Annotated in this window: 16 protein-coding genes; 4 read left to right on the top strand and 12 right to left on the bottom strand. The window is 38.5% G+C overall.

Translation table 11 applies throughout. From position 1 onward, the window contains the following. Window positions 1–40 precede the first annotated feature (40 nt). From BLV99_RS05590 to BLV99_RS05580, 3 genes are all read right to left on the bottom strand, one after another. The gene (locus tag BLV99_RS05590; protein ID WP_086164465.1) at window positions 41–487 is read right to left on the bottom strand and encodes an ABZJ_00895 family protein; all 447 of its coding nucleotides are present in this window, start codon (window positions 485–487) and stop codon (window positions 41–43) included. A 394-nt stretch (window positions 488–881) separates the two neighbouring features. After that, window positions 882–1,505 (bottom strand): LysE family translocator, encoded by a 624-nt coding sequence (locus tag BLV99_RS05585; RefSeq protein WP_092688531.1) that lies wholly within the window; start codon window positions 1,503–1,505, stop codon window positions 882–884. A 368-nt stretch (window positions 1,506–1,873) separates the two neighbouring features. After that, entirely contained in the window at window positions 1,874–2,065 is a 192-nt protein-coding gene (locus tag BLV99_RS05580; protein ID WP_092688528.1) for an NF038215 family lipoprotein, read from the bottom strand. 247 nt (window positions 2,066–2,312) lie between these two features. Between BLV99_RS05580 and BLV99_RS05575 the strand changes: the two genes are divergently transcribed. Next, window positions 2,313–3,182, top strand: coding sequence for a 1-aminocyclopropane-1-carboxylate deaminase/D-cysteine desulfhydrase (locus BLV99_RS05575; RefSeq protein ID WP_092688525.1), 870 nt, complete (start codon window positions 2,313–2,315; stop codon window positions 3,180–3,182). Between the two features lie 66 nt (window positions 3,183–3,248). Further along, window positions 3,249–4,448, top strand: coding sequence for a BaiN/RdsA family NAD(P)/FAD-dependent oxidoreductase (locus BLV99_RS05570; RefSeq protein ID WP_092688522.1), 1,200 nt, complete (start codon window positions 3,249–3,251; stop codon window positions 4,446–4,448). A 26-nt stretch (window positions 4,449–4,474) separates the two neighbouring features. On the opposite strand, the gene BLV99_RS18195 is transcribed toward BLV99_RS05570, so the two are convergent. The 4 genes from BLV99_RS18195 to BLV99_RS05555 all read right to left on the bottom strand — a co-directional run bounded on the left by BLV99_RS18195 (window position 4,475) and on the right by BLV99_RS05555 (window position 7,189). Next, complete coding sequence (locus BLV99_RS18195; protein ID WP_167356304.1) at window positions 4,475–4,630, bottom strand: hypothetical protein; 156 nt, start codon at window positions 4,628–4,630, stop codon at window positions 4,475–4,477. 130 nt (window positions 4,631–4,760) lie between these two features. Then, a complete protein-coding gene (locus tag BLV99_RS05565; protein ID WP_092688519.1) occupies window positions 4,761–4,946 on the bottom strand; it encodes a hypothetical protein in 186 nt (61 codons plus the stop codon). A 74-nt stretch (window positions 4,947–5,020) separates the two neighbouring features. Then, window positions 5,021–6,718: a mechanosensitive ion channel gene (locus BLV99_RS05560; protein ID WP_092688516.1), complete on the bottom strand. Its 1,698-nt coding sequence runs from the start codon at window positions 6,716–6,718 to the stop codon at window positions 5,021–5,023. 231 nt (window positions 6,719–6,949) lie between these two features. After that, the gene (locus tag BLV99_RS05555; RefSeq protein WP_092688513.1) at window positions 6,950–7,189 is read right to left on the bottom strand and encodes a hypothetical protein; all 240 of its coding nucleotides are present in this window, start codon (window positions 7,187–7,189) and stop codon (window positions 6,950–6,952) included. A gap of 305 nt (window positions 7,190–7,494) precedes the next feature. Between BLV99_RS05555 and BLV99_RS05550 the strand changes: the two genes are divergently transcribed. Then, the gene (locus BLV99_RS05550) at window positions 7,495–7,917 is read left to right on the top strand and encodes a hypothetical protein (protein ID WP_034697336.1); all 423 of its coding nucleotides are present in this window, start codon (window positions 7,495–7,497) and stop codon (window positions 7,915–7,917) included. A gap of 51 nt (window positions 7,918–7,968) precedes the next feature. Here the strand turns inward: BLV99_RS05550 and BLV99_RS05545 are convergent, their stop codons facing one another. Beyond that, window positions 7,969–8,730, bottom strand: coding sequence for a ferredoxin--NADP reductase (locus tag BLV99_RS05545; protein ID WP_086185084.1), 762 nt, complete (start codon window positions 8,728–8,730; stop codon window positions 7,969–7,971). Between the two features lie 85 nt (window positions 8,731–8,815). On the opposite strand from BLV99_RS05545, the gene gigC reads away from it, so the two are divergent. Continuing rightward, entirely contained in the window at window positions 8,816–9,700 is an 885-nt protein-coding gene (gene gigC / locus BLV99_RS05540; protein ID WP_086185083.1) for a LysR family transcriptional regulator GigC, read from the top strand. Window positions 9,701–9,752: 52 nt separating this feature from the next. On the opposite strand, the gene BLV99_RS05535 is transcribed toward gigC, so the two are convergent. The 4 genes from BLV99_RS05535 to nuoN form a co-directional block, all read right to left on the bottom strand. Next, window positions 9,753–10,346: a cold shock domain-containing protein gene (locus BLV99_RS05535; RefSeq protein WP_092688510.1), complete on the bottom strand. Its 594-nt coding sequence runs from the start codon at window positions 10,344–10,346 to the stop codon at window positions 9,753–9,755. Between the two features lie 123 nt (window positions 10,347–10,469). Further along, the gene (locus BLV99_RS05530; RefSeq protein ID WP_086185082.1) at window positions 10,470–10,766 is read right to left on the bottom strand and encodes a cold shock domain-containing protein; all 297 of its coding nucleotides are present in this window, start codon (window positions 10,764–10,766) and stop codon (window positions 10,470–10,472) included. An 85-nt stretch (window positions 10,767–10,851) separates the two neighbouring features. Continuing rightward, window positions 10,852–11,487, bottom strand: a complete 636-nt coding sequence (upp, locus tag BLV99_RS05525; protein WP_004651045.1) for a uracil phosphoribosyltransferase — start codon at window positions 11,485–11,487, stop codon at window positions 10,852–10,854. A gap of 123 nt (window positions 11,488–11,610) precedes the next feature. After that, window positions 11,611–13,104, bottom strand: coding sequence for an NADH-quinone oxidoreductase subunit NuoN (nuoN, locus tag BLV99_RS05520; protein WP_086185081.1), 1,494 nt, complete (start codon window positions 13,102–13,104; stop codon window positions 11,611–11,613). Window position 13,105: the final 1 nt, after the last annotated feature.

Genomic DNA, 13,105 nt, shown 5'->3' with positions numbered 1-13,105 from the left:
ATAGATCAAGAGCGTTGAAAATTCAAGCAAGGATCATTGATCAACCGAACATTTTTTTTGCCATACGTTGTGCTTGTTTACCATAAAACCAATACGTTAAGAGATATAGCGGTATCGCAATCAACAGAATCATCACCATCACCACACTCATAAATTGTGGATTTTTTAGATAAAATAGGAAATTTTGCCAAATATCGGGATCACCTTTAGAAAAAATTAAAATTCCAACCAACAAAAAGGCAAGGTTATAGCCCCAGAAAATCAGACTAAATCCTAAAGTTATTTTTTTCCGCTCTTGATCACTGGGTGCACGCTGTTGTTGTTTTAAAAACTTATAAAGCACTAAAATCATGGCTGTTAAATACGGTATTACAGTCAAAATACCGCCCATGCCTGTAGGCAATAAAGCGGCTAAAACACCGCAGATACAGGTAAAAATAAAGCAAAATAAAAAAAACCATAAAAAATATCGATTTAGTGACACTATGTACCTACGTAAACAACGTTTAGATCACCATTATAAAAAAAAATGAGTTTTTTTTCATTTTATTGTCAACCAATCTGTAAACCCCTACGTTATATGAGGTAAGAAGTTCATAAACCCGTTAATTTGTACCGGCATCCACAACATTTTCGGTGAACTTTTCCTAAAGCAATAAACTTACTAAGTTTCAAGTTTTAGTATGGAACAGCAGCCCGAACTAAAATTTGCAACAGATTTTTTGACCGACGATTTCATATCACTCGAATCGTCGGTCTTTTATTTTCTACAGCTTATTTTCTAATTTTCGTATTCATTTGCAAATGCTTAAAGCAATACCTGATGCATTGCTTTGCTCTAGAAATGATAAAATAATACGATATGCGAATGACGCAAAAAACTACTTCATACCAAAAATGAGTTTTAAGCCCAGTAAAGTCATAACCCCACCTGCAATTCGGTCAAAAATAGCTTTAGACTTTAAATAAACTTTTCTTGGCCCTTCAGCCGATAATGCCACTGCCACCAATGAATACCAGCCTGCATCAATAAAAAAACATAAAATCGGTAAAACCAGATAAAAATAAGTAGGAATTTCTTTCGGTAAAAGTGCCGTAAAAACACTGGCTAAAATAATGGCAATTTTAGGATTACTTAACTGCGTAATTAAACCTAAACGATAGGCCTGCGCATGAGTCATGGGCTTTACATCGCCTTCTGCGGTTTGCATCGGCTCTTTGGCATGTTTAATAATTTTATACGCCAGCCAAAGTAAATATAAACCACCACAAATTTTCAAAGCCAGATAAGCGGATGGCACTGCCAGTAAAACAGCTTGCAATCCCATGACTGCTAAAAAGCCAAATAAAGCAGCACCCGTACCTGTGCCTAAAGCCGTAAATAATCCATGTTTACGTGAAATCGCAATTGAATTTTTTGCTACATAAATAAACGTTGGCCCGGGGCTAATTGCACCCAGCACCAGCGCAAAAGTAATTGAGCCTAATATCAATACTGATTCCAATGCGTTTGACCTTAAATAATGAGGAAAAATATGTTGGTCAATTCTACGTGTTTTATATGCTTATTACCCTAATAATTTTATATTTCAGATTAATTAGATCACTTGCATAAATCAAAAAATATTCAATACTCGATGCTTTAGAATCAGCACTGCCGCATTTTATTGACTGATTTTTTATACATTTACATCAGCATTAGCGCTACTTTTGAAAGGTTTTAAAGAACACAGACTATTTACAAGACGTAAAACGTCTAGTTCAAATTTTCACACATCTGGCTTAGCACACTGCATCTGTTCCTTCTTACACATCTCACTACACGCCCATGTACTGACAATATGTATATGCTCAGCTTCTTTTCTTGATCGCCTTACTGTTGAACGACAGGTTTACTTTCGCGGGCATTCAGCTGGCTAAGGCGATAATCCTCATCATGAATAGGCATACCACCAATAATCATGGTACGTACCTCAGTTTTTGGCTTGTTATAATCATCTTTTGCATCACAAGCCGTCAATAAAACCAACAAGCAAATAGATAAACCAATGGATAGCTTTTTCATTACATATCCTCTTTTTCATCATTGTTATATCGTTAGCTTAGCACTAATGCACATTTAGTGATCTTTTTTTTATAATTCATATTCAATGACTTAAGATATTCTTACAAATAAAGATGATTTAAAATTTTTACAACCATATTTGCCCATACAAGATGAACACTGAACTCTCTAATTTTACAGCTTTAATTTTATTAGCTTCTAAAACTACGGGTACAATGCTGTGGAACTTATTGATTTAGATTCATCTATGTTTGACAGTATTGCCCAAACCATTGCTTATCAAAAATTAATACTTGATCCCTCAGTCAGTCTGAGCATTAAACGGCTAGATCAAATTCATCCGCAAATTTCGGGCAATAAATTTTTTAAACTGAAATACAATGTTCTGGAAGCACAGCAACAAGGCTTTGATAACGTATTAACCTTTGGTGGTGCTTATTCCAATCATATTGCTGCCACCGCCTATGCAGCACATTTATTTGGTCTAAAAAGTGTCGGGATCATTCGCGGTGAAGAACTGAGTGATAAAGTCCTTAATCCAACATTAAGCACGGCACAACACTTCGGCATGCAACTACATTTTGTCTCGCGCCAGCAGTATCGACACAAAGATCAGCCTGAATATTTGTCAGCATTAAAACAACAGTTCCCCGAGCACTATATTATTCCTGAAGGTGGCACCAATGCGCTTGCAATCCAAGGCTGTCAGGAAATATTAAGCGAACATGATCGACAAAATTATGATGTGATTTGCTGTGCGGTTGGGACTGGTGGCACGATTTCAGGTCTGATTGAAGCAAGTGCAGCCCATCAAACTATTTTGGGTTTTTCTGTGTTAAAAGGGGATTTTTTATCCCATGAGGTTGCCCAGTATACGGTCAAGAAAAACTGGAACATCATGGATGATTATTGTTTTGGCGGTTATGCCAAAGCACCAACGGAACTGATGCAATTTATCGAAAAATTTGAACAGGATTTTGCTATTCCTTTGGAACAGGTCTATACCGGAAAAATGCTCTACGGGATTTTCGATTTAATTCAAAAAAAATATTTCCCCCCAAATACAAGAATTCTGATCATTCATAGTGGCGGTTTACAAGGTAAAGCCCTCAAGTAAGATCAAACCTGAAATTGAGCGCAAAATTGTCTATAATGCCCTGCTTTTATCTCCCGTGAGTTTTTCATGTCTTCAAATCAATATGATGTCATTGTTTTAGGTGCAGGTGCGTCAGGTTTGATGACTGCTTATATGGCTGCCGAACGTGGTCGTAAAGTTCTGGTGCTTGAAAAAGCCAATAAAGTGGGTAAAAAAATTCTGATGTCTGGTGGTGGTAAATGTAACTTCACCAACCTGTATGTCGAACCTGAAAATTTTATTTCACATAATCCACATTTTGTGATTTCTGCCCTCACGCGTTATACCAATTGGGACTTTATTGCTTTGGTCTGCCAACATGCTATTGCATACGAAGAACGCAAACATGGTCAGCTCTTTACTCTAAATGGTGCCAAAGAAATTTTAGCCATGCTGTTAGCTGAATGCGATAAAACAGGCTTAGTCGAGATTAAAACCAGTTGTGAAGTAAAAGCGGTGACCTCAATTGCCGATCAAGGTTTTCAAGTCGCAACCACACTCGGTCATTTTCAAACTGAATCAGTGGTGGTTGCATCAGGTGGTTTATCTGTTCCGACCTTAGGCGGTTCAGGCATTGGTTATGACATCGCTAAAAAATTTGGGCATCATATACACCAGACTCGTGCTGGCTTAGTGCCTTTTACCTTTTCCGATCAGTTTAAAGAAGTCACCACGCGTTTAAGTGGCAATGCCGTCGATGCAACCTTATCGAATGACTTAAACAGCTTTACCGAAGCCTTGTTATTTACCCATCGGGGTTTAAGTGGGCCAAGTTCTTTACAACTTTCGAACTATTGGGATGTCGGTCAAAGCTTTAAAATTAACTTCCTGCCTTATCTGGATTTACTCGACTTCTTTAAAGCGAAGAAACAAAGCCAACCGAAAGTTTTGTTGCGTACGTTATTGATTGAACATTTACCGAAAAGTGTCGTTTTAGAATTACAAACCTTAATTTGGGCTGAATCTGCTGAAACTTCAATTGGTAATTTGAGCGATGATAAATTAGAACAAATTGCCAATCGTTTACATGCTTTTGAGGTCAAACCATCAGGAACTGAAGGCTATCGTACTGCGGAAGTGACTTTGGGCGGTGTGGATACCACAGAAGTATCCTCTAAAACTATGGAAAGTAAAAAGCAAAAAGGCTTGTACTTTGTTGGTGAAATTTTAGATGTTTCAGGACATTTAGGCGGGTTTAATTTTCAATGGGCATGGTCGTCTGCACATGCCGCATCGCAATATGTTTAATCACTACTGAATTATTCCAAACTGAATTATTCTAAATAATCAGTACGCAATAAATCGACCTGTTTAGTCTGCTGTAAGCGAGCAATGGTGATCTCCATTTTAACCATTGCTTCTGCTGCATGAGCAGATTTATTGGCATCTAGCATCATCGAAAATGTCTTTAAAACTTTATTCAATAACATAATATTTCCCCTTTATTATTGCTAATCATTCATCCGAGTATGATTTATAAATATTTCATTCACATTAATCTAAATGTTTATTTTTTATGAAATAGTCATTTATAAATATCATAAAAAATTAAAAAAACAATCATTTATTCATTATTTTTTCATCTTTCATATCTGGTGATTTATTTACTGAATAATCATGTTCTATCTGATCCATTGTTTGCTTAGGTTTGGCAAATACAAATTTATATGCACTAATCAAGAATCCTGCTGTAATTCCTGCAATGACAATTGGTGCTATAAATTTATTCGGTTGTTTTTTTAACATCACCCTTTCCTCATTGAGCATGAAATCAAAGATCGACCACATCACGGTGATCGATCCCGAGCAAAATTTAACGGTTATTTCGGATCATCTTTGGGATGAAGGTCAACATCTGCTTCTGCCTCTCCTGTAGAGCCAAAAGGTTTATTTAAGGGTTTATGGGCTGGATCAACATCAACTTCGGTGACAGGAACATCTGTACTTTGATATTCATCTGCCATTACGCTTGAATCAACTTGTTCAGTCAAAGAGGCTATGTGCTCCTCTGGTCTGGATGAATCATGTAACGGATTTGGTTTGCAGGCTTGCTTTTTGGCTTTATCCATTAACTCTGACAGTAAACGCTCCGCAGGTTGACGACCACCCAAACCAAAAGCCAGAGCAAATGCGACTGCAACTGCGCCTAGTGTTAAACCAAATGCCAAATTGACAATAGAGTCTGCAATACCCATGGCACGTAAGCCCATCGCCACCACTAAGCCCATAATCAGTATACGCACTAAATTGGCTAACCAACGTGAACTATTATACTCACCGCGCCCAATGACTTTCGCCACCAGATTGGCAAGCCAGAAACCGACCAATAAAATGACAGCACCCAATAAAATATCGGCACCGAATTGGATAAACATGGAAATCAGTCCACTGACTTGCTCAAAGCCCAGTCGGTTTGCTGCTTCAGAAACAGCAAACAGCATGGTAAAGAAGACAATCAAGTAACCGACTATGCAAGACACTTTGGTCGTGCCTAAAAAGCGCTGCACATCTAACTTAGCAGGTATTTCATCGACACCTGTTCCAGAGATCACTTCGACCACCAAATTGGCGACAAAACGTGAAACCACATAAGCCAAAATTAAAATTAGCCCTGCCGCAATAATATGCGGTATCGCATTCATAATTTCATACAACATCGCTGTAGCGGGTTGAGAAATGGCTTCTATGCCTAAAGTTTCAAACGCAATAATCAATGCCGTAATAATGACCATTGCAAAGACAAATGAACCAAGTACTTGCGGCAAATTGGAGTTTTTAAATAGACCAATTTTCTGTGCTTGTTGTTGTAAATTTAAACTATTTACCAAACCTTCAATAATACCGCGTACAATTTTTGCCAAGATATAACCCACAAAAACAATAACAGCAGCAATAAAGATATTGGGTAAGAATGAAACCATTTCATTAAGCATATTTTGGATTGGGAACAACAATCCATTTAGACCTAAAATAGATAAAACAATCGGAAGGAATAACAACAAAATCAGCCAATACACAATATTGCTAATATTTTGGCTAATTGGACTAACACCCACATCCGCACTGAGTTTTTCATCCAGTTGTGTTCGATCAAGTAGCTTTTGCAAGCCCACTTTGACTAAATTTGCCACAATCCAGCCAATAAACCCAACAGCCAAAGCAGCTAAAAGTTGAGGAATAAAGAGCAAGAACTGTTGAATCATATTACTAAATGGCCCACTGACACTGGTGAGATTCAGCACATTTAATGCACCAATCACAGCAATGATCATCACCAGCCAAAACACCACACGTGAGACAATACTTTCTATATTGGAACGATGCCCAGTGGCAGTAGAAAGCTTTTGGTTTGTTCCCAATTTTTCTAAAACTTTCTTAACACCTGCTGCAATAACAAGTGCAACAATCCAACCAATCAATAAAATAGCAACAGCCGCTAAAATGGGATGAAATTGATTCCAATAGTACATGGCATCAAACTCTGCGCCTCTAGGAGCTCCAGAAAAATACTCATTCATGTTGTCATTTCCTCTTGTTATTACTTATTGAAGTTTTACTGTGTATAAATCATGCTGTTCTCTTGAGTGAACTCAGCCTAAAATGATGCAATTCAAAATACATTAGGTTTTGCTTGTTTTTTAAGCAACACTAACCATCACAAATACAACAAAATGGCACATTAGATTGCAAAAAACCCCAGTCTTTGCAGACTAGGGCTTGAATAAAAAGCTAAATAAATGGTCAGTCAGTTAATAGCCTTTTGCGTTATCCTTATCGCTACCTGTGGTTGTATTGTTCGGTGTTGCTGGCTGAGCTGAAGGATTAGGAGCTGCATCAGTGGCTGATGGCGCTCTATCTGCAAACATATAGGCAAGTAATGCAATAAAGAAAATACCAATAAGAATTAAAATATATACAGGTACTCTTTTCTTGTGCGTTTTTTCTTCTGCACTAATGACATGAGGTGGTTTATTAAAATCATGTGTCATAAGTTTTCCCCTCTATTTTTAAATATTCTCCCTCGTAATTTTATGCTAACAATAATTATTGCGCTGTTGTGTATAAAAGCATAGTGAGATGGTGAGTACATGTAAATTTCTAAAGTTATCCAAAAAACATAACCCCTCATCGCGTTTAAAAAATATTCAAAAACGGTTTCAAACTCTACGCCAAGAAAAATAAATCACGCAAAGGCTGATCTTTTATAAGGAATAAAGATGAACAATGCTTTTGCTGCTGAAAAAGCGAAAATGAGCTATAATTATGCACCTTGTTTTTCATGCTGCTTAACTTTATGGCGTATCGTCAACAATCTGTAACGCTTGATTTGGACACTGATGTCACTCATCAATGTTGCTTGCATTACACTCGTGATGAACATCTAATTGGTATTATTGAATTTAACAAACCAAGCTATGTACTCAAATGGGGTGACTTGGAATATTTTCGCCGCCGTACTGAAGAATTTTCAGTGATGCCTTTTCCCGAATGCATCAATGCAATGGTAATTGATATTCGTAATATTGCACCCTTTTTAGACAATGAAGTACCAATCATTCCTTGGCGCTTATTAGAAGAAGAATGTCCAATTCGTTTGGTTGTTCCACAAGATCGTCTTGAGCATTATTCAGGGCTATTTGAACCAACATGGCTCACAGCCGATGTCGAAACCGCTATTCAAGAAATCCGTGAATATATCGATATGTTCGTGCATTAAAAATGAATAAAAAATCCCTCACCATTAGAGGGATTTTTTAGGTCAGAATTTTTACCAATAATTTTCAACCGCAATATTACCTTCACCACGTCGGTTCATAATTAAACCACGAGCTTTCAAGGCTTCTTTGGTGTCCTCCACCATTTGCGGATTACCACACAGCATCACATGACTGCTTTCGGTATTGAATTGTAATCCAACTGCTTTTTCTAATTCACCATTTTCAATCAGCACTGGTAGGCGATCATGTAATGCTGCATTGGGATCACGGGTGATAATTGGCACAAATTTAAAGCCGCTATGCCCTTCACCAAAAGTTGCTGCAATTTCCTCAATACGTGTTGCATAAGCCAGTTCGGATGCAGTACGAACACTATAAACCAGATTGATTTTTTTATATTTTGACCACGTGTCAAAATCTTGCAGCATGGAAATAAAAGGTGCTAAACCTGTCCCCGTTGCCAATAACCATAAATCATGCGGTAAAGGCAATTGATAACGCGTCAGTGTTAAAAATCCATATGGAATTTTTTCTAGGTACAGTTCATCGCCAACCTGTAAGTGCTGTAAATTCGAGGTAAATGCACCATCAGGCACTACAATTGAAAAGAATTCCAAGGTTTCATCGAAAGGTGATGACACCACTGAATAAGCCCGAACCACCAGTTCATCTCCCACTTTTAAACCAATACGCGCAAACTGCCCTGCGGTAAATTTAAAATGTGCAGGTCGTGTCAGGGTAAAACTGAATAAGGTATTGGTCCAACGATGTACAGATAAGACTTTTTCTAAGCTAAATTTTTCAATTGACATGATTTCAACGTGGCATGAAAGACTGCGCTCATGGTAGCATGCCAACATAATTTATTAATATTTTTTAAATGTTAAGGCTCTATTCATGCGCATGACTTTACGCCAGTTGGCTGTTTTTGTAGCAGTCGCCCAAGAAGGCACAGTAACCAAAGCCAGTGATGCCGTAAAACTCACTCAAAGTGCCGCAAGTATGGCTTTAGCAGACTTAGAAGATGGCTTAGGTGCTCCACTGTTTGACCGCTTAGGTAAGCGTCTACAATTGAATGATTTAGGTCGTTATCTATTGCCACAAGCATTAGAAATTTTAGGTCGTTGTGATGCATTCGAACAGGCAGCCAAAGGCGAGTTACAAAGTATTGACTTAAGACTGGGTGCCACACTGACCATCAGTGATTACCTAATGCCTGATCTCATGGCAGACTTCTTACAGGTTCAACCACAAGCACATTTGCAACTTCAAGTCGGCAATACTCGCCAAATGATTGAAGCGGTAAATCAATTCCAGTTGGATTTAGCACTGATTGAAGGTTCATGCCATTTACCGCAGTTGCAGTGTATTCACTGGCGCGATGATGAACTTGCAGTGTGTTGTTCACCCAATCATCCACTGGCACAACTCGGACGTCCACTGACCCCTGCTGACTTTGAATCTGTTGTTATACAGTGGATTTTACGGGAAGAAGGTTCAGGTACACGTGAAGTTTTTGATAATGCGATTCTAAAAGATTTACCCGATGCCAATATCCGTTTGACTCTTGGTCATAATGAAGCGATTCTGAAAATTGTCGCGGGTGGGATTGGCATGTCCTGTATTTCTAAACTCGCCATTGAACCTTTACTTGAAAAAGGTCAGCTGGTGATTTTAGAGACACCTTTCTGGCAACTGACCCGTCCTTTATTTATGCTAGTTCATCGTCAAAAGTATCAAGGGCCGGGGTTAAAAGCTTTTATGAAATTCTGTGAAAAATAAGAATTTTGATGGTAAAAAAGCGCCTAGATGGCGCTTTTTTACATTTTAAGAATTACCAACGTGAATCATTTTCACAAGGCTCTCCATCATTATTACCATCCATTTTTGTTCCTGGACAATTACTTACAAACCAACGGGCTTCTTCTCTAGAGTTCATTTGACCACAATGGATTCGACCATCACAACGATAACCATTCGGATTTGAATCAATAGGCTGTGTAACTATGGTCTGTGCAGGAGCAATAGCAGGCTGTTGAGCAAGCTGCCAACGCTGATATTTACCATACACCATATACGCTAAACCCACGATGATTACGAAACCAATGATCGTCGTGAATAATCCGCTAACCGGCTTTGCTTGTTTAGCCTTTGAACGATCTCGATGTGAACGATTAGCTTGAGCTCGACTTTGCGGCGTATGCGTAACCGACTCAATTTTAAACTCTAAACGAACAATCTGATCAGCTTTTAATTTTCCGTTATCTTCGACGATACGAAACTTTAAGTTCTCCCCTATTTTAGGTTCGACACTTTTATTAGGGAAATCCTTGATATGAAAAAATAAATCTTTCGACTCACCATCCCTGCTAATAAATCCAAAGCCACGTTCTTCATTATAGGTTTTGATTTTCCCCTCAACAAACATAAGTCACTCTTAATGTTTAAATCTTATGTCGAGAATTGTAATAAAAAAAGCACCTTAATGGCGCTTTTTAATGAGTATTTCAAGCATCTAAATAAAACACTTAGATGACGAAAATTTATTTAATCAACGTTTGAAGTTTGATAATAACGCTGTTGAAATGGCTTCATTGTGTTCCAATATTTTTTTCTGTTTAGTTTTAGCTGGATTTGGATCAACACGCTCAATACGTGTTGCTTTCAGCTTCTCGCCATTTTCTTCAAGCACAAATTTTACTTTTTCATTGCGTTTTGGCTCAACCTCTGTGGCGGTGGCAAAATCCGAGATATGGAAAAATATATCTTCGCCTGCCATTGAAATAAAACCGAATCCTTTTTCAGGATTGTATTTGAATACTTTGCCGAATCTATATTCTAATTTCATGAACTTTACTCTAATCTGTAAACGCTATTAGGACAGTATATAAAAAAGAGGCTTTAAAAGCCCCCTTTTTGATCAAATTCAAAAATTAGTCTTTTTGAACTGAACCAAAGATTTTATCGCCAGCATCACCCAGACCTGGAACGATATAACCATGTTCATTCAAACCATCATCAATCGATGCAGTAAAGATAATCACATCAGGATGTGCAGTCTCAACACGTTTAATCCCTTCGGGTGCAGCAACCAATACCATCACACGAATATCTTTACAGCCACTTGCTTTTAATACGTCAATCGCGGCAACCAGTGATGAACCTGTTGCTAACATTGGGTCAATAATCATCGCCAGACGGTTTTGAACATCAGGCACTAATTTTTTATAATAAGTACGTGCTTCTAATGTTTTTTCATCACGCTCTAGACCCAAGACAGAGACTTTTGCGCTTGGAATCAGGTTTAAAAAACCATCCAACATACCAATACCGGCACGTAAAATGGGTACAACAGTAATCTTTTTGCCCACAATGCGGTCTACAGTCACTTTACCATTCCAACCATCAATTTCATGGTCACATACGGGTAAATCTTTGGTGGCTTCGTAAGTCAGAAGCATGGTGACTTCTTGTGCTAACTCGCGGAAATTTTTTGTACTAATGTCTGCACGGCGTAGCAAACCAAGTTTATGGCGAATAAGCGGATGTCGGATTTCATGAATAGCCACGGGAGAACACCTAAAAGATGAAATAAAAATTTCTCCTAGTATAAATGTTTTTTATAGTGCTTATAAACTAAAAAGCCCCCTAAGTAAGGAGGCTTTTTAGTAAAAAATAATCGTTTTTTTAGATTACTGTTGCGAAAGCATGAAATGTAATGGAGATAAAATTTCTGCTTGAAGCGCTAACTTAATGATTGGATCTGGATAAATACCGATCACCAATACCGCCAATGCCGCAGCAAGTACCATAATACCGCCCACTTTTTGACCCCAATGTTTATCAGCATCAATACGTGGTATTTCTGGTGCAGTCATGTACATCACAATCATTACACGAAGGTAATAGTACAAACCAATACCTGAACCCACCACAATCATTGCAGCAAGGAACCAATGTTGCGTTGTAACCGCAGCCATCACCACCAAGAACTTACCAATGAAGCCCGCAGTCAATGGAATACCTGCAAGAGACAACATCATCACAGTCAAGGTTGCAGTCAGTACTGGACGACGCCAGAACAAACCACGGTAATCCGCTAAACTTTGTGCTTCATCCGCATTGTTATACGGACTCGACATTAAGGCTACCGCACCGAAAGCACCGAGCGTTGTAAGCACATAAGTAATGACATAGACTGTTACGTTACCAAGGCTTGCATAAGTCATGCTGATTAAACCAATCAACAAATAACCAAAGTGTGCAATTGAAGAGTAACCCAAAATACGTTTCAAGTTGACTTGACGTACTGCAAGGAAGTTACCGACCAAGATTGAAAGCACTGCAAGAATCGTAATGATGGTTACGATAGAATCAACCAAGATTGCACCTGACGTTAATAAATAACGTACAAACAAACCAATGGTTGCCACTTTAGCCGCAGTCGCAAGGAATGTTGCGATTGGCGCTGGTGCACCTGCATAAACGTCTGGTGTCCATTTATGAAATGGCGCAAGCGACAATTTAAATGCTACAGCAAAGATGATTAAGCCTAAACCTAAAACCACCATTGGTTGGTGAATCGCTTGCATTAGTGCTTGAACATTGTCATAGAAAGACAACGAACCCGTATAAGCATAGATATATGCCATGCCCATCAACAACATTGCCGAAGCAGTGGCTGAAAGAACAAGGTATTTAATGCCCGCTTCTAAAGATTGCGAACGTTGATGCGTATATGCCAACAAACCGTATACAGGAATCGACATTAACTCAAGGCTAATGAAGAACGATGCATAGTGAGAGCTTGAAACCATTAACATCGCACCCGCAACCGAACACAACATTAAGATGTAAAGTTCTTCACGGTTATCGTTATAGCTTTCAATATAAGCATGCGACAACGTACAGCAAGCAAGTGCCGCAACTAAAATGACCAATTGATAAAGCAAGCTAAATGGATCGACCATAAACATGCCCATCACGTTCGCTGGTGCAAAAGCACCACCGAACATAGCCAACAAAATGTAGGCCGCAGCAAGGTTTAAGCCAACCACAGATGCTGTTGCAATTAAATCGTGGTTACGTTTAATTGACGTAAGAATCATCACAACGACCGCAGTTAAAGCTACGATCATCACAGGAGCTAATGGCATAAGTTCAGAAAATGACATTGTGAAGTTCATG

Source organism: Acinetobacter kyonggiensis (genome assembly GCF_900107285.1).
Classification (GTDB): Bacteria; Pseudomonadota; Gammaproteobacteria; order Pseudomonadales; family Moraxellaceae; genus Acinetobacter; species Acinetobacter kyonggiensis.
The sequence above is the reverse complement of the archived record's forward strand: the minus strand, read 5'-3'. Positions and strand labels throughout refer to the sequence as shown.